At 70.4% G+C, this 16,649-nt stretch carries 13 protein-coding genes; 1 reads left to right on the forward strand and 12 read right to left on the reverse strand.

Annotated elements, in window-relative coordinates; genetic code table 11:
- The first annotated feature begins 475 nt into the window (after positions 1 to 475).
- A complete protein-coding gene (gene ileS / locus KV381_RS08180) occupies positions 476 to 3,619 on the forward strand; it encodes an isoleucine--tRNA ligase (protein WP_218784982.1) in 3,144 nt (1,047 codons plus the stop codon).
- A gap of 335 nt (positions 3,620 to 3,954) precedes the next feature.
- On the opposite strand, the gene KV381_RS08185 is transcribed toward ileS, so the two are convergent.
- The 12 genes from KV381_RS08185 to murF form a co-directional block, all read right to left on the reverse strand.
- A complete protein-coding gene (locus KV381_RS08185) occupies positions 3,955 to 5,106 on the reverse strand; it encodes a DivIVA domain-containing protein (protein WP_030086687.1) in 1,152 nt (383 codons plus the stop codon).
- Between the two features lie 49 nt (positions 5,107 to 5,155).
- Positions 5,156 to 5,440: a YggT family protein gene (locus KV381_RS08190; protein ID WP_006123846.1), complete on the reverse strand. Its 285-nt coding sequence runs from the start codon at positions 5,438 to 5,440 to the stop codon at positions 5,156 to 5,158.
- A 90-nt stretch (positions 5,441 to 5,530) separates the two neighbouring features.
- On the reverse strand, positions 5,531 to 6,172 hold the full coding sequence (locus KV381_RS08195; protein WP_030086685.1) for a cell division protein SepF: 642 nt from the start codon (positions 6,170 to 6,172) through the stop codon (positions 5,531 to 5,533).
- Between the two features lie 125 nt (positions 6,173 to 6,297).
- Positions 6,298 to 7,017 (reverse strand): YggS family pyridoxal phosphate-dependent enzyme, encoded by a 720-nt coding sequence (locus tag KV381_RS08200; RefSeq protein WP_030622723.1) that lies wholly within the window; start codon positions 7,015 to 7,017, stop codon positions 6,298 to 6,300.
- 6 nt (positions 7,018 to 7,023) lie between these two features.
- A complete protein-coding gene (gene pgeF / locus KV381_RS08205) occupies positions 7,024 to 7,764 on the reverse strand; it encodes a peptidoglycan editing factor PgeF (RefSeq protein WP_218784983.1) in 741 nt (246 codons plus the stop codon).
- A complete protein-coding gene (gene ftsZ, locus KV381_RS08210; RefSeq protein WP_218784984.1) occupies positions 7,761 to 8,984 on the reverse strand; it encodes a cell division protein FtsZ in 1,224 nt (407 codons plus the stop codon). Before ftsZ ends, pgeF begins: the two co-directional genes overlap by 4 nt.
- A 276-nt stretch (positions 8,985 to 9,260) precedes the next feature.
- A complete protein-coding gene (locus KV381_RS08215) occupies positions 9,261 to 10,055 on the reverse strand; it encodes a cell division protein FtsQ/DivIB (RefSeq protein ID WP_030086677.1) in 795 nt (264 codons plus the stop codon).
- Positions 10,056 to 10,117: 62 nt separating this feature from the next.
- Complete coding sequence (gene murG, locus KV381_RS08220; protein ID WP_007451369.1) at positions 10,118 to 11,206, reverse strand: undecaprenyldiphospho-muramoylpentapeptide beta-N-acetylglucosaminyltransferase; 1,089 nt, start codon at positions 11,204 to 11,206, stop codon at positions 10,118 to 10,120.
- A 6-nt stretch (positions 11,207 to 11,212) separates the two neighbouring features.
- Positions 11,213 to 12,670, reverse strand: a complete 1,458-nt coding sequence (gene ftsW / locus KV381_RS08225) for a putative lipid II flippase FtsW (protein WP_218784985.1) — start codon at positions 12,668 to 12,670, stop codon at positions 11,213 to 11,215.
- Between the two features lie 65 nt (positions 12,671 to 12,735).
- A complete protein-coding gene (gene murD / locus KV381_RS08230; RefSeq protein ID WP_193462318.1) occupies positions 12,736 to 14,178 on the reverse strand; it encodes a UDP-N-acetylmuramoyl-L-alanine--D-glutamate ligase in 1,443 nt (480 codons plus the stop codon).
- The gene (gene mraY, locus KV381_RS08235; protein ID WP_030086670.1) at positions 14,160 to 15,230 is read right to left on the reverse strand and encodes a phospho-N-acetylmuramoyl-pentapeptide-transferase; all 1,071 of its coding nucleotides are present in this window, start codon (positions 15,228 to 15,230) and stop codon (positions 14,160 to 14,162) included. The genes murD and mraY overlap by 19 nt, the downstream gene beginning before the upstream one ends.
- Complete coding sequence (gene murF, locus KV381_RS08240; RefSeq protein ID WP_030086668.1) at positions 15,227 to 16,648, reverse strand: UDP-N-acetylmuramoyl-tripeptide--D-alanyl-D-alanine ligase; 1,422 nt, start codon at positions 16,646 to 16,648, stop codon at positions 15,227 to 15,229. The genes mraY and murF overlap by 4 nt, the downstream gene beginning before the upstream one ends.
- Position 16,649: the final 1 nt, after the last annotated feature.

The following is a 16,649-nucleotide window of genomic DNA, read 5'->3' on the forward strand; positions in this document are numbered from 1 at the left end:
GCCATCTCGCCCCTCCCCGTGTCCGGTCGTGGCGCGCCTGCCTCCGTTGTTCCCAGCTCCCCGCCCGGTAATCCGGCCACCGGCCGCCGCCGGGAACTCCGGACGCCCCGTCCCGCCACTCGGGTCACGCCCGCGCGCCGCCGATAACCGGTCGGCCGTCGCCCGTACGGGCCCGTACACTGGGCCCAGCGAGAGGCGTGGATGGGACGAGTAGCGTCGTACGCGGCCAGCAGCGACCCGGGGACGGTGGGAGCCCGGGGGCGAGCGCGACGTGAAGATCACCCCGGAGCCGCCGGAAGAACGTCTGGACACGTGGGTCACGCCCATGGGAGCCAGGCCACTAGACCCGGCATCGCGACCCCAATGAGGGGGCCAGGGGCACACGCCCAGGGCCAAGGAGGGTGGTACCGCGGGAGCAGATCCGGCTCTCGTCCCTCCGACGGAAGTGGAAGACGTCCGCCGGAGGAAGCCGCACATGACATCGCCGCAGTACCGCCAGGTACCCGCCCAGGTCGACCTGCCCGCGCTGGAGCACGCCGTGCTCGACTTCTGGCGCGAGAGCAAGGTCTTCGCCAAGAGCCTCGACCAGTCCGAGGGCCGCCCCGAGTGGGTCTTCTACGAGGGCCCGCCCACCGCCAACGGCATGCCGGGCGCGCACCACATCGAGGCCCGCGTCTTCAAGGACGTCTTCCCCCGCTTCCGCACCATGCAGGGCTACCACGTCGGCCGGAAGGCCGGCTGGGACTGCCACGGCCTGCCGGTCGAGCTGGCGGTGGAGAAGGAGCTGGGCTTCAACGGCAAGAAGGACATCGAGGCGTTCGGCATCGCCGAGTTCAACGCCAAGTGCCGTGAGTCGGTGACCCGGCACACCGACGCCTTCGCCGAGCTGACGACCCGCATGGGCTACTGGGTCGACCTGGACGACGCGTACCGCACGATGGACCCGGAGTACGTGGACTCCGTGTGGTGGTCGCTCAAGGAGATCTTCACCAAGGACCTGCTGGTCCAGGACCACCGGGTCGCCCCCTGGTGCCCGCGCTGCGGCACCGGCCTGTCCGACCACGAGCTGGCCCAGGGCTACGAGACGGTCGTCGACCCCTCGGTCTTCGTCCGCTTCCCGCTCACCTCCGGCCCGCTGGCCGGCGAGGCGGCCCTCCTGGTCTGGACGACCACCCCGTGGACGCTGGTCTCCAACACGGCCGTCGCCGCGCACCCGGACGTCCGGTACGTCGTCGCGACGAACGGCGAGGAGAAGCTCGTCGTCGCCGAACCGCTGCTGGAGAAGGCGCTGGGCGAGGGCTGGGAGGCCACCGGCCGGTCGTTCACCGGCGCGGAGATGGAGCGCTGGACCTACGAGCGCCCGTTCGCCCTGGTCGACTTCCCGGCCGAGGCGCACTACGTGGTCAACGCCGAGTACGTCACGACCGAGGACGGTACGGGTCTGGTCCACCAGTCCCCCGCGTTCGGCGCCGACGACCTCCTGGTCTGCCGCGCGTACGGCCTCCCGGTGGTCAACCCGGTCCGCCCCGACGGCACGTTCGAGGAAGACCTCCCCCTGGTCGGCGGCGTCTTCTTCAAGAAGGCCGACGAGGCGCTCACCGCGGACCTGGACGCCCGCGGCAAGCTCTTCCGCCACGTCCCGTACGAACACAGCTACCCGCACTGCTGGCGCTGCCACACGGCGCTGCTCTACTACGCGCAGCCGTCCTGGTACATCCGTACGACCGCGATCAAGGACCGTCTCCTCCAGGAGAACGAGAAGACCAACTGGTTCCCGGACTCGGTCAAGAACGGCCGCTTCGGCGACTGGCTGAACAACAACGTGGACTGGGCGCTGTCCCGCAACCGCTACTGGGGCACGCCGCTGCCGATCTGGCGCTGCGAGGACAACCACCTGACGTGCGTGGGCTCGCGCGCCGAACTCACGGAACTGACGGGCCGGGACCAGTCGTCCCTCGACCCCCACCGCCCGTTCATCGACGAGATCACCTTCACCTGCACGCACGAGAACTGCCAGCTGGAGGCGTACCGCGTCCCGGAGGTCATCGACGCCTGGTACGACTCGGGTTCGATGCCGTTCGCGCAGTGGGGCTACCCGTACAAGAACAAGGAGATCTTCGAGAGCCGCTACCCGGCGCAGTTCATCTCGGAGGCCATCGACCAGACCCGCGGCTGGTTCTACACGCTGATGGCGGTCGGCACGCTGGTCTTCGACAAGTCGTCCTACGAGAACGTGGTCTGCCTGGGCCACATCCTCGCCGAGGACGGCCGCAAGATGTCCAAGCACCTGGGCAACATCCTCCAGCCCATCCCGCTGATGGACCAGCACGGGGCGGACGCGGTGCGGTGGTTCATGGCGGCGGGCGGCTCCCCGTGGGCGGCACGCCGGGTGGGCCACGGCACGATCCAGGAGGTGGTCCGCAAGACACTTCTCACCTACTGGAACACGGTGGCTTTCCAGGCCCTGTACGCCCGCACGTCCGGCTGGGCCCCCTCCGAGGCCGACCCGGCCCCCGCGGACCGCACGGTCCTGGACCGCTGGCTGCTGAGCGAACTCAACGCGCTGGTCGACCAGATGACGGTGGCGATGGAGGGGTACGACACCCAGCGCGCCGGCAAGCTGCTCTCGGCGTTCGTGGACGACCTCTCCAACTGGTACGTACGCCGCTCGCGCCGCCGCTTCTGGCAGGGCGACAAGGCGGCGCTGCGCACGCTGCACGAGGTGGTCGAGACGGTCACGCGTCTGATGGCCCCGCTGGTCCCGTTCATCACGGAGCGGGTCTGGCAGGACCTGATCGCCCCGGTGACGCCGGACGCCCCGGAGTCGGTCCACCTGTCCTCCTGGCCGAAGGCGGACGCATCGGCGATCGACCCGACGCTCTCCTCCCGGATGGCGCTGGTGCGCCGCCTGGTGGAGCTGGGCCGGGCGACGCGCGCCGAGTCGGGCGTGAAGACGCGCCAGCCGCTGTCCCGGGCCCTGGTGGCGGCGAACGGCTTCGACGCACTGCCCGCCGACCTTCGGGCGCAGATCACGGAAGAGCTGAACGTCACATCGCTGGCCTCGCTCTCCGAGGTGGGCGGCTCGCTGGTCGACACGACGGCGAAGGCGAACTTCCGCGCGCTGGGCAAGCGGTTCGGCAAGGGCGTGCAGGCGGTGGCCAAGGCCGTGGCCGAGGCGGACGCGGCAGCGCTCTCCCTCGCCCTGCGCGAGGGCACGGCGACGGTGGAGGTGGAGGGCGAGCAGATCACCCTCGCCCCCGACGAGGTGATCATCACGGAGACCCCGCGCGAGGGCTGGTCGGTCGCCTCGGACTCGGGCGCGACGGTCGCCCTGGACCTGGAGATCACCCCGGAGCTCCGCCGCGCGGGCCTGGCCCGTGACGCGATCCGCCTGATCCAGGAGGCCCGCAAGAACAGCGGCCTGGACGTGGCGGACCGCATCGCCGTCCGCTGGACGACGACGTCCCCGGCAACGGCGGAGGCCCTCACGGAGCACGCCTCCCTGATCTCCGAGGAGGTCCTGGCCCTGGACTACGCGGAGGGCGAGGCGGACGAGACGTACGGCGATGCGTTCGAGGACGAGGGCCTGGCGCTCACGTTCCGCCTGCGCAAGCGGTAGGAACAGCCCGAAGGGCCCGCCGGAATCCGTTCCGGCGGGCCCTTCCTCAGGGGCTCCGCCCCGAACCCCGCGCCTCAATCGCCGGCCAGGCTCAAAGATGTCCTCAAGCGCCGGACGGGCTGGGTGTACCGACGCTCGGCATTCCCAGCCCGCCCGGCGCTCGGCATTCCCAGCCCGTCCGGCGTTTGAGGACCGGGGTCCGGGCGGAGCCCCGAAAATCAGCCCGCCCGGCGCTTGAGGGCACCCCGGCCTCGCCCGGCAAGGGCCGGGCCCCGGAAACCCGGGGCCCGGCCCTTTGCCTGCCGACGGCTACGCGCTCAGCGAGCGCATACCGCTCAGTTGTCGTCCTCGTCGATCAGAAACCCACGCATCGGCGAAGGCGCCTGCTGCATCGGCTGCGGCGCCTGCGGCCGCACCGGCGCCATCGGCTGCGTCATCGCGGGCGACATCTGCTGCTGGCCACCGTAGGACGGCGCACCGCCCATCGACTGGCCGCCACCCATCTGCTGGCCACCATGGCCACCGTGGTTGGAGCCGCCCATGGAGTGACCCATCGCACCCGCACCGGCCGGAGCCAGCGAGGGCGACGGCGGCAGCGAAGCGGCGGCCGGCGTCCGCGGCGGGGCGAGCGAGTCGTCCGCCTGGGTCTCCAGCTGACGCAGCTGGCTCTCCAGGTAGGACTTCAGCCGCGTGCGGTACTCGCGCTCGAAGCCACGCAGGTCCTCGACCTTGCGCTCCAGCGTCGCGCGGGCCGACTCCAGCGAGCCCATCGCCACGCGGTGCTTCTCCTGCGCGTCCCGCTCCAGGGCGTCGGCCTTGGCGCGCGCGTCGCGCTCCAGACCCTCGGCACGGCTGCGCGCCTCGCCGACGATCTTGTTGGCCTCGGAACGGGCCTCCGCGATCGCCTGGTCAGCGGTCTGCTGGGCGAGCGAGAGGACACGGGCGGCGCTGTCGCCACCGGGGCCCTGCCCCTGCTGCTGCATCTGCGGCGGCTGCATCTGCTGCATCTGCTGCTGCTGGGGGTGCTGACCCATGGGGCCGCCCATCGGGCCACCCATGGGACCGCCCTGCATCGGGCCGGGGCCGTGCGGGCCCTGCGGACCGGGGCCGTGGCCACCCTGGGGGCCGTGGCCACTGGGACCTGCGGGCAGCTGCGGCGCGCCACCGGGCAGCTGGGGCGGACCCATCTGCGGGGGCTGCTGCTGCTGCGGCGGTCCGGATATGGCGGCGGGAACGGGCGCACCGGGGCGGTCCTGCTGCTCCGGAGGCTTGCGCATGCCCTGCTGCTGTTGCTGCTGCTGGTTCTGCGCGGCGGCACGCGTCGCGGCGGCCAGCTTGGCGCGCAGGTCCTCGTTCTCACGGAGCAGACGGGTCAGCTCCGATTCGACCTCGTCTAGAAAGGCATCGACCTCGTCCTCGTCATAGCCTTCTCGGAGGCGGACGGTCGTGAACTGCTTGTTCCGCACGTCCTCGGGGGTCAACGGCATCTCTTCTTCACCTCTACGTAGTCGTCGGCAGTCGGCAAGACCGTATCGCTCACAACCTGACCACAACGCTGATCAGGATGTAGACGATGATCATCAGAACGAAGAAGGACAGGTCGAGTGCCACGCCCCCGAGACGCAGCGGCGGGATGAACCGCCGCAGAAGCTTGAGCGGTGGATCGGTGACAGTGTAGGTGGCCTCAAGTACGACCACCATCGCCTTGCCGGGTTGCCATGAACGTGCGAACTGGAAGACATAGTCCATGACCAGCCGGAAGATCAGCACGATGAGGAAACACATCAGCGCGATATAGACCACATCCAGTGCGACGCCCATGTCCCGCTGTTCCCTCTCCCCTGGCTCTCGTAGCTCCGGCCTCGTGGCCGGCACCGGCCTCTCGGCCGGGTTGTTCCCGGTGTCGTGTTCTCAGCTCTGGTTGAAGAATCCGCCCTCTGCGATGCGGGCCTTGTCCTCCGCCGTGACATCGACGTTAGCAGGCGACAACAGGAACACCTTCTGCGTCACGCGTTCAATGCTGCCATGGAGTCCGAAGACGAGTCCCGCGGCAAAGTCGACAAGTCGCTTCGCGTCCGTATCGTCCATCTCCGTGAGATTCATGATCACCGGAGTGCCCTCACGGAAGTGTTCCCCGATGGTACGGGCCTCGTTGTAGGTCCTGGGGTGCAGCGTGGTGATGCGGTACGGCTCCCGCTCGGACACGACCTTGGGCATGATCACCGGTGCGTTCTTCTCCATGTTCGGGCGTTCAGGTGTGATGGATGCCACGGGGGCGATTCGGGCGGGTCGCCCGCTTTCCGCGGGGAGCTGAACCGGCTCGCGCTGGGCGGGTGGTTGCACCACTCGTACCGGTTCGTCCCTTTCGCGCTCACGCTCGCGATCCCGCTCGCGTTCCCGCTCCACCTGGTGCGGGGGCTGATGCCGCCGCCGGTCGCGCTCGGGCTCCGGCTCAGGTTCGAATTCGTCATCGGGGTCGAACCCCGGACCGTCGTACCCATCGTCCTCCACGAGGCCGAGGTAGACCGCCATCTTGCGCATCGCGCCGGCCATGCTCCGAGTCCTCCGCTCTGTGGTGGATCGGCATTCGTCACCAAGTGCCCGCGATCCACGGTGGCCTGTCCGCCCTGGGCGGTAATGACCATATTTTCTGCTGTGGTCCGACTTGCTTCGCGACGTTACCCGAGCCGGGGTCGGACTCCGAGTACCGCCGTACCGACGCGTACATGTGTCGCTCCGGCCGCCACCGCGTCCTCCAGGTCCCCGCTCATACCTGCGGAGACCATGTTCGCAGCCGGATGACCGGCGCGCAGGCGGGATGAGATTTCCATCAGCCGGTCGAACGCGGCCCGTTGCCGGCCGGCGTACTCCCCGGCCAGCGGCGCCACGGTCATCAGTCCGTCGAGCCGGAGCCCGGGCGCCGCGTCGATCGCGGCCGCCAACTCCTCGACCCCGTCCGGCGCGACACCGCCGCGCTCACCGCGCTCGCCGCTCTCCGCGTCCAGGGCGACCTGGACCAGACAGCCGAGTTCGCGCTCCCCGCGCACCGCGGCGGCGGAGAGAGCGGTGACCAGCTTGGCGCGGTCGACCGACTGCACGACATCGGCATAACTGGTCACAGAACGAACCTTGTTCGTCTGCAATTGTCCGACAAAGTGCCATGTCAGCGAAAGATCCGCACAAGCGGTGGCTTTGGGGGCCGCGTCCTGGTCACGATTCTCCGCGACATGGCGCACACCGAGTTCATGCAGGATCCGCACATCGCTCGCGGGGTAGGTCTTGGTGACCACGATCAGGGTCACTTCCTCGCGCTTGCGACCGGCGGCGGCGCAGGAGGAGGCGATCCTTTCCTCCACCTGTGCCAGATTCGCGGCGAGTTGAGCCTTACGGTCCGTCATGCCCTATCAGTCCAACCAGACATATCCGGCGAGCCGCCCGGTGGTGCGGTCGCGGCGGTACGAGAAGTGGTCGCCCGATTCCAGGGTGCAGTACGGCGAGGAGTGCCGGTCCGCCACCCCGAGGGCGGCGAGCTGGGCGTGGACTCCGCCGGTGACGTCGACCGCCGGCGTTCCCCAGCTGGTCTCGGACCAGGTGCCGGGGACGGCCTCGGCGACCTCGGCCCGCATCGCCTCGGGCACTTCGTAACACCGTCCGCAGACGGCCGGTCCGGTGTGCGCGGTGATCCGGGAGGGTTGTGCGCCGAGCGCGACCATGGCCTCCACCACCGCCGGCACGACTCCGGCGACCAGCCCCGGCCGCCCGGCGTGCGCCGCCCCGACGACTCCGGCGTCCGGGTCGGCGAGCAGTACGGGGGTGCAGTCGGCGGTGAGGACCGCGAGCGGCAGCCCGCGCCGGGCGGTCACCACCGCGTCCACGGCCGGAATCTCCGCGTCCGCGCCCCAGGGCCCGTCCACCACCGCGACGTCCCGGCCGTGCACCTGGTTCATCCAGACGACGCGGGCCGGGTCGATGCCGAGGCCGCGGGCCGCGCGCTCGCGATTCGCGCCGACGGCGGCGGGGTCGTCACCGACCGCGCCGCCGAGGTTGAGTTCACCGTACGGAGCGGCGCTCACTCCGCCCCACCGGTCGGTGAAGGCGAAATGAGCGCTGCCCGTGACGGCTGCCGCCCGATGCTGACCTATCACTTCAAGAAGTCCGGTACGTCCAGCTCTTCGGCCTGGGTGTCCTGGTAGGGACGGGCCGGCGGGACGTGCGGCGGAGAGACCTGCGGGAGCGCGCTCTCGCTCGAAGCCGACGCGGGGGCGGGCTCGGCCGGGGCCGGGCTCTCCTCGCGCGGAGGTACGGAACCGAGTCCGCCGGTCGGACGTGCGGGCTCGACGGAGGACCTGACCGGGGCGGCCGGCTCCTCGCGCTTGCTGCTGTTGGCGCCGAGGACGTTCTCCCGGCGGGCGGGCGGCTGTCCGCCGTCGAAGCCCGCGGCGATCACGGTGACCCGCACCTCGTCGCCCAGGGCGTCGTCGATGACGGCGCCGAAGATGATGTTGGCCTCGGGGTGCGCCGCCTCGCTCACCAGCTGGGCGGCCTCGTTGATCTCGAAGAGACCGAGGTCGCTGCCGCCGGAGATGGAGAGCAGGACACCGCGGGCGCCGTCGATGGAGGCTTCCAGGAGGGGCGAGGAGATCGCCATCTCCGCGGCCGCCACCGCGCGGTCGTCGCCGCGCGCCGAGCCGATGCCCATGAGCGCCGATCCGGCCTCGGACATGACCGACTTGACGTCGGCGAAGTCGAGGTTGATCAGACCGGGCGTGGTGATGAGGTCGGTGATGCCCTGGACACCCGAGAGCAGCACCTGGTCGGCCGACTTGAACGCGTCGAGCACGCTGACCTGGCGGTCCGAGATGGACAGCAGGCGGTCGTTGGGAATGACGATGAGGGTGTCGACCTCTTCGCGGAGTTCGGCGATGCCGTCCTCCGCCTGGTTCGCGCGTCGCCGGCCCTCGAAGGTGAACGGGCGGGTGACCACGCCGATCGTCAGGGCGCCGAGCGAGCGCGCGATGTTGGCGACGACGGGTGCGCCGCCGGTGCCGGTGCCGCCGCCCTCTCCGGCGGTGACGAAGACCATGTCGGCCCCCTTGAGGACCTCCTCGATCTCCTCACGGTGGTCCTCTGCCGCCTTACGACCGACGGCCGGGTTCGCCCCGGCGCCGAGGCCCCGGGTGAGTTCGCGGCCGACGTCGAGCTTGACGTCGGCGTCGCTCATCAACAGGGCTTGTGCGTCCGTGTTGATCGCGATGAACTCGACGCCCTTGAGACCGACCTCGATCATTCGGTTGATGGCATTGACACCACCGCCGCCGACACCGATGACCTTGATGACTGCGAGGTAGTTCTGCGGTGCTGCCACGTCGAAGGCCTCTCGCCTCGAGTTACGTGTCGTCGCTCTGCGGTGGCCCCGCGGCGACGACTGATGTCGATGGGGACGGTCCGAACGCCGACCCAAACCCTAACGCTGAAGTTTAGGGTTACCAGTGTGTCTGCTTCCTGGACTCTTCCGAACAGGACACTAAGTCGACAAGTGGCGCACGTTCAACGAACACGCCGAACCTCCCGTTTTTCTTTTCACCCTATGTGATCACCCGTAGCGCTGACCAACCAGGGTGCTGGCCAGCACAAATGCCCGTCAACTCGCCGATACCGCCGGGGCGGTGGGAGCGCTTACGTCGAAGTGTCCCGCTTTGGGGGCGGCTTTCATGAGCGCACCGAGCACCCGCGCCTTCACCGGTCCGTCCTCGCCGCTCCCCCAGGTCACCACACGATCGCGGGTGAGCCGCAAGGAGATCGCGTCGTACGAGGTGACGCGCACGGCCTCGGTGTCCTTCGCGACGCCCGCCGGAAGGTCCCCGGCCACCCGGACCGCTTCCCGCAACAGACGGTCACCGCCGAAACGGCGCAGGCTCGCGGACGGTTCGGGAGTCAGCTCCAGCAGGGGCACGCCCTTCGGCGCCTTGTCCACGGTCGCGAAGCGCACGCCCTCGGCATCCACTTCCACGAACTTCCCGTCCTTCTCGACGAGCAGGACCGGCTTCCGTTCCGTCACCTTAAGGCCGATGCCGTGCGGCCAGGACCGAACGACATCAACTGTGTCGATACGAGGCAACTTCTGGCGCAACCGGCGCTCCATGGCGTCGGTGTCCACGGAGACCAGCGGGGCGCCGATCGGAGTGGCGGCAACCGCTTCCACTTCCTCGCGGGTCAGGACCTCGACGCCGCTCGTGGTGACCTTCTCGACGCGGAGCCAGGAGGAGCCGTAGAGCACCCAGATCACGAACGCGGCGAGCAGGGCGGCCGCGACGCCGATCAGGATCAGCAGCAGACGGCGGCTGATCCGGGGCCCCTCGGGGCCGATGTGCGGCGGTCGCGCGGAGGTGTCCGCCCGCCCGGGTGCGCCGCGCTGGGCGGTCGTCGGTCCGGCCACGCTCGCTCCTTCGCCGGACCCGGGGCGCCCGCCCCGGGTCCGCACCGCATCGCGCCGTACGCCTAACGGCGCGCGGCGATCGCTTCGTACACCATGCCGACAAGCAGGTCGTCGGCGTCGCGCCGGCCGAACTCGGCCGCGGCGCGGGACATTTCGTACAGCCGGTGGGGGTCCGACAGTACCGGCAGGACGTTGCCCTGCACCCATTCCGGGGTGAGCGCCGCGTCGTCCACCAGCAGGCCGCCGCCGGCGTTGACCACCGGCTGGGCGTTGAGCCGCTGTTCGCCGTTGCCGATGGGCAGCGGAACATAGGCGGCGGGGAGCCCGACGGCGGAGAGTTCGGCGACGGTCATCGCGCCGGCGCGGCAGAGCATCATGTCGGCCGCGGCGTACGCGAGGTCCATCCGGTCCACGTACGGTACCGGGATGTAGGGCGGCATCCCGGGCATGTTGTCGATCCGCGGCAATTCGTTCTTCGGGCCGACCACATGGAGGATCTGGATCCCGGAGCGCTGGAGCAGCGGCGCGACCCGCTGGACGACCTCGTTGAGGTGGCGCGCGCCCTGCGAGCCGCCGGAGACCAGCAGCGTGGGCAGGTTGGGGTCGAGGCCGAAGGAGGCGCGGGCCTCCGGGCGGACCCGGGCGCGGTCCAGGGTGGCGATGGTGCGGCGCAGCGGGATGCCGATGTAGCGGGCGCCGCGCAGCTTGCTGTCCGGGGTGGAGACGGCGACCCCGTGGGCGTACCGCGAGCCGATCTTGTTGGCCAGGCCGGGGCGGGCGTTGGCCTCGTGGACCACGATCGGCACACCGGCCCGCTTGGCGGCCAGATAGCCGGGCAGCGCGACGTAGCCGCCGAAGCCGACCACGCAGTCCGCCTTGGTGCGCTCCAGGATCTGCTCGGCCGCCTTGATGGTGCCGCGCAGCCGGCCCGGGACGGTGATCAGTTCGGGCGTGGGCTTACGGGGCAGCGGGACCGCGGGGATGAGCGCCAGCTCGTATCCCCGCTCGGGCACGAGCCTGGTCTCCAGTCCGCGTTCCGTGCCGAGGGCAGTGATTCCCACGGTCGGGTCCTGCCTGCGCAGGGCGTCTGCGAGGGCAAGCGCGGGCTCGATGTGTCCGGCGGTCCCCCCGCCGGCGAGTACGACATGCACCGAAATTCACCGCTCTCCGGACGAACGCTTCTTGACGCGCCGTCTCATCGTCTTCCATCTCACCCCGGGCCTCCGCATGGCCAGGGCCGCCTTCGCGGCGGGATCCTCCCGTGCGAAGGCGATCATCAGCCCGACCGCGAACATCGTCGGCAGCAGGGCCGACCCCCCGTAGGAGAACAGCGGGAGCGGAACCCCGGCGATCGGCAACAGGCCGAGCACCGCACCGATGTTGATCACGGCCTGGGCCGTGATCCACGTGGTCACGCCTCCCGCGGCATACCTCACGAAGGGGTCCTCCGTGCGTCCGGCCACGCGGATACCCGCATAGCCTAGAGCCGCGAACAGGGCGAGCACGGACAGCGTCCCTGCCAGACCCAGTTCCTCACCGGTGATCGCGAAGATGAAGTCGGTGTGGGGTTCCGGCAGTTGACCCCATTTTTCCACACTCGCACCCAGCCCGGAACCGAACCATCCGCCGGACGCCAGAGCATAGATTCCGTGGGCCGCCTGCCAGCAGCCGCCCTCCGGATCGGGTTCGCTCACGCCCATGCAGGCGAGCCGGGACATCCGGTTGGGGCTGGTTCTGATCAGCAGGAAGGCGAGGACGGCGGCGAAGCCGAGGACTCCGGCGAAGAGCCGGGTGGGGGCGCCGGCCAGCCAGAGCAGACCGAACAGGATCGCCGTGAGAATGATCGCGGTTCCCATGTCGCCGCCGAGCATGATCAGTCCGAGCAGCATGAAGGCGACCGGGACGAGCGGCACGAGCATGTGCTTCCACTGCGTCAGCAACCGCTTGTCCTGCTTGCGGGCCAGCAGGTCGGCGCCCCACAGGATGAGGGCCAGCTTGCCGAACTCGCTGGGCTGGAGCTGGAACGGGCCGCCCAGGTAGAGCCAGTTCTGGTTGCCGTTGACCGACATCCCTATCCCCGGCACCTGGACCAGGATCATCAGGAAGACGGTGACCATCAGTATCGGGTAGGCCAGCGCCCGGTGGAGCTTCACGGGCATCCGGGCGGCGATCAGCATCAGCCCGCCGCCGATGACGGCGGCGAGGAACTGCTTGCCGAAGAAGTACGTCGCGGGCTTGCTGATGTCCAGCGCCTTGATCATCGAGGCGGAGTAGACCATCACCAGGCCCAGCACGGTGATCAGGAGGCTGGAGCCGAGGATCACGTAATAGGCGGTCAGCGGCCGGTCCCAGGCCCGCCGTGCCCGCTCGTAGGCCCGGCGCGGTCCGCCGCGACGCCCGGAGCGCGGGGTACGGGAGCCGGAACCGCCGCGCCCGGAACCGCCGCGTCCGGAGCCGCGCGGTGCCTCGGGGCGCCGGGCGCCGGTGGCGAGGCGTCCGCGCAGGGCGAGCCCGGGGGGCAGCGGTGCGCCGGCGGGGGCGGGCGCCGCGAGGGGGCGGGGTACCGAGGCCCGTGCGCTCGCCCGCCGTACGGCGAATCTCTCGTCGGCCGGCATTGTCGCTGTCCCCTCCACTGCTCGTGCCCCGGGGCCGGTGACCCCGGGCGCGGAGGCCCGGTCGGTCAGGCGCTCTCGTCGGCGCGTGCGCGGACCGCGTCCGCGAACGCCTCGCCCCGCTTGTTGTAGTTGGTGAACATGTCCATCGAGGCACAGGCCGGGGCCAGCAGTACCGTATCGCCCGGCCGGGCGAGCTCGGCGGCCCGCGCGACCGCTTCGGACATCGCCCCAGTGTCGGTCCGGTCGAGGTCGACCACCGGGACTTCGGGGGCGTGTCGCGTCAGGGCTTCGTGGATCAGTGCCCGGTCGGCGCCCATCAGTACGACGCCGCGCAGCCGCTTCGCCGCGCCGATGACCAGGTCGTCGAAGGTGGCGCCCTTGGCCAGTCCGCCGGCGATCCAGACGATGGAGTCGTAGGCGGCCAGCGAGGCCTCGGTGGCGTGGGTGTTGGTGGCCTTGGAGTCGTCCACGTAGGCGACTTCGCCGATGTCCGCGACGTGTTCGATGCGGTGGGCGTCCGGCCGGAAGGCGCGCAGTCCGTCGCGTACGGCGGCCGGTTCCACGCCGAAGGCGCGGGCGAGGGCGGCGGCCGCGAGGGCGTTGGCGATGTTGTGCGGGGCCGGCGGGGTGACGTCGGTGACCTCGGCCAGCTCCTGGGCCTGCTTCTGGCGGTTGGCGACGAACGCCCGGTCGACGAGGATGCCGTCGACCACGCCGAGCTGCGAGGGGCCGGGGGCGCCGAGGGTGAAGCCGATGGCCCGGCAGCCCTCCTCGACGTCGGCCTCGCGGACCAGGTCCTCGGTTGCCGGGTCGGCGACGTTGTAGACGCAGGCCACGGTGTTGCCCTCGTAGACGCGGCCCTTGTCGGCGGCGTACGCCTCCATCGAGCCGTGCCAGTCGAGGTGGTCCGGCGCCAGGTTGAGGACGGCGGCGGAGTGGGCGCGCAGCGAGGGCGCCCAGTGCAGCTGGTAGCTGGAGAGTTCGACGGCGAGGACGTCGTACTCCGTCTCGCCGAGGACGGCGTCCAGCAGCGATACGCCGATGTTGCCGACGGCCGCGGTGCGCAGGCCCGCCGCTTCCAGGATGGAGGCCAGCATCCGCACGGTCGTGGTCTTGCCGTTGGTGCCGGTGACCGCGAGCCAGGGCGCGGCCTTGCGGCCGTTGTCGCCGCGCAGGCGCCAGGCCAGTTCGACGTCGCCCCAGACCGGTACGCCCGCCTCGGCGGCAGCCAGGAAGAGCGGCTTGTCCGGCTGCCAGCCGGGGGCGGTGACGACGAGTTCCGTGGACGGCGGCAGGGTGGCGCCGTCGCCGAGGCGCACGGTGATGCCGAGCGCCTCCAGTTCGGCCGCCTGCGCGCGGGCGCGTTCGTCGTCGCCGTCGTTGACGACGGTGACGAGCGCGCCGCGCTCGTGCAGGGCGCGGGCGGCGGGGATGCCGCTGACGCCGAGCCCGGCGACGGTGACGTGCTTGCCCTGCCAGTCCACGGTGCTCACTTCTTGGCTGCCCATCCCGCGTAGAAGAGGCCGAGGCCGACGATCACGCACATGCCCTGGATGATCCAGAAGCGGACCACGACAAGGACCTCGGACCACCCCTTGAGTTCGAAGTGGTGCTGGAGCGGCGCCATCCGGAAGACCCGCTTGCCGGTCATCTTGAACGAACCGACCTGGATGACCACGGACATGGTGATCATCACGAAGAGGCCGCCGAGGATGGCGAGCAGGAACTCGGTGCGGGACAGGATCGCGAGGCCCGCGAGGGCGCCGCCGAGGGCGAGCGAGCCGGTGTCGCCCATGAAGATCTTGGCGGGCGAGGTGTTCCACCACAGGAAGCCGAAACAGGCGCCCATCAGCGCGGCGGCGACGACGGCGAGGTCGAGCGGGTCGCGTACCTCGAAACAGGCGCTCGGGTTGGTCAGGTTGTCCGCGTTGGCGCAGGACTCCTGGAACTGCCAGAGGCCGATGAAGGTGTAGGCGCCGAAGACCATCACCGAGGCGCCGGTGGCCAGTCCGTCGAGGCCGTCGGTGAGGTTCACGCCGTTGGACATGGCGAGGATCATGAACAGCGCCCAGACGCAGAACAGCACCGGGCCGATCGACCAGCCGAAGTCCTCGACGAACGAGAGCCGGGTGGAGGCCGGGGTGTAGTTCATGGAGTTGGGGAACTGGAGCGAGAGCACCGCGAAGGCGATGCCGACGATCAGCTGCCCGGCCATCTTCGCCTTGGCCCGCAGACCCAGCGAACGCTGCTTGACGATCTTGATGTAGTCGTCGAGGAAGCCGACGAGGCCCATCCCGGCCATGAGGAACAGCACGAGGAGGCCGGAGTAGCGGATGTCCTCACCCGTGATGACCTTCGCGAGAAGGTACGCGACGATCGTCGCCAGGATGAAGGCGATGCCGCCCATCGTGGGCGTGCCCTTCTTGCTGCCGTGCGTGCGCGGGCCGTCGTCCCGGATGAACTGGCCGTAGCCCTTGCGGGCCAGCAGCTTGATCAGCAGCGGAGTACCGACCAGGGTCAGAAAGAGCCCGATGGCCCCCGCGAAGAGGATCTGCCTCATCGGCCGGCGACCTCGCCCTCGGTCGAGTTCTCCAGCAGTGCCAGGGCGACCTTCTCCAGGCCGACCGACCGGGACGCCTTCACCAGCACGACGTCTCCCGGGCGCAGTTCACTGCGCAACAGGTCGACGGCCGCCTGTGCGTCGGACACGTGCACCGACTCCTCACCCCACGAACCCTCGTTATATGCGCCCAGTTGCAGCCAGGAGGCTTCTCTCCCCCCGACAGCGACGAGCTTGCTGACGTTGAGCCGGACGGCGAGCCGTCCGACCGCGTCGTGCTCGGCGAGCGACGCGTCACCGAGCTCGGCCATCTGACCGAGCACCGCCCAGGTGCGCCCCCCGTCGGCCCCTCGGGCCTGGCCCATGGCAGCCAGCGCACGCAGTGCGGCTCTCATGGATTCGGGGTTCGCGTTGTAGGCGTCGTTGACAACCGTCACACCGTCCCCGCGCTCGGTGACCTCCATGCGCCAGCGGGAGAGGGTGCCCGCCTCCGAGAGCGCCTCGGCGATCTCGGTCACGGACATGCCCAACTCATGGGCGACGGCGGCCGCGGCGAGCGCGTTCGACACGTGGTGCTCACCGTACAGGCGCATGGTCACGTCGCTGCACCCGGTGGGTGTGTGGAGCTCGAACGCGGGCCGCCCGTCGGGGGTCATCCGGACCTTCTCGCCCCGTACGTCCGCTTCCGGGGCTTCTCCGAAGAGCAGGACGCGGGCCTTGGTGCGCGAGGCCATGGCGCGGACGAGCGGGTCGTCCGCGTTGAGCACGGCGCAGCCGTCCTCGGGCAGGCCCTCGACCATCTCGCCCTTGGCCTGGGCGATGGCCTCCCGGCTGCCGAACTCGCCGAGGTGCGCGGAGCCGACGTTGAGGACCAGGCCGACCCGGGGCGGGGTCAGCTCGGTGAGGTAGCTGATGTGGCCGATGCCGCGGGCGCCCATCTCCAGGACCAGGTGCTCGGTCTCGGCGGTGGCGCTCAGGGCGGTGAGCGGCAGCCCGATCTCGTTGTTGAGGGAGCCGGGCGTCCAGACGGTCGGGCCGTGGCGCTGGAGGAGCTGCGCGATCAGGTCCTTGGTGGACGTCTTGCCCGCCGAGCCGGTGAGCGCGACGACGGAGGTGCCGAGGCGTTCGACGACGGCGCGGGCGAGGGCTCCGAGCGCGCCGACGACGTCGTCCACGACGATCGCCGGAACGCCGACGGGCCGGGCCGCCAGGACGGCTGCCGCGCCCGCCTCGACGGCGCGCCGGGCGTAGTCGTGGCCGTCGACCCGTTCGCCGGCGAACGCGGCGAACAGGCTGCCGGGCACGACCTCGCGGGAGTCGATGACGACGGGTCCGGTCACGGTGACTGCCGGATCCGGTATGTCGTGCGGCTGCCCGCCGACGATTTCGGCGATCTCGGCGAGGGAAAGGGTGATCACT

Origin of the sequence: Streptomyces sp. WY228 (assembly GCF_019287315.1) — a bacterium.
Classification (GTDB): Bacteria; Actinomycetota; Actinomycetes; order Streptomycetales; family Streptomycetaceae; genus Streptomyces; species Streptomyces caviscabies.

What these genes read in the sequence shown, in the direction of transcription:
- KV381_RS08200 (WP_030622723.1), bottom strand. Translation starts at nt 7,017, where the DNA reads ATGACGGACCGTAAGGCTCAACTCGCCGCGAATCTGGCACAGGTGGAG.
- mraY (WP_030086670.1), bottom strand. Translation starts at nt 15,230, where the DNA reads ATGAGGCAGATCCTCTTCGCGGGGGCCATCGGGCTCTTTCTGACCCTG.
- murD (WP_193462318.1), bottom strand. Translation starts at nt 14,178, where the DNA reads ATGGGCAGCCAAGAAGTGAGCACCGTGGACTGGCAGGGCAAGCACGTC.
- ftsW (WP_218784985.1), bottom strand. Translation starts at nt 12,670, where the DNA reads ATGCCGGCCGACGAGAGATTCGCCGTACGGCGGGCGAGCGCACGGGCC.
- ileS (WP_218784982.1), top strand. Translation starts at nt 476, where the DNA reads ATGACATCGCCGCAGTACCGCCAGGTACCCGCCCAGGTCGACCTGCCC.
- KV381_RS08195 (WP_030086685.1), bottom strand. Translation starts at nt 6,172, where the DNA reads ATGGCCGGCGCGATGCGCAAGATGGCGGTCTACCTCGGCCTCGTGGAG.
- KV381_RS08185 (WP_030086687.1), bottom strand. Translation starts at nt 5,106, where the DNA reads ATGCCGTTGACCCCCGAGGACGTGCGGAACAAGCAGTTCACGACCGTC.
- KV381_RS08190 (WP_006123846.1), bottom strand. Translation starts at nt 5,440, where the DNA reads ATGGGCGTCGCACTGGATGTGGTCTATATCGCGCTGATGTGTTTCCTC.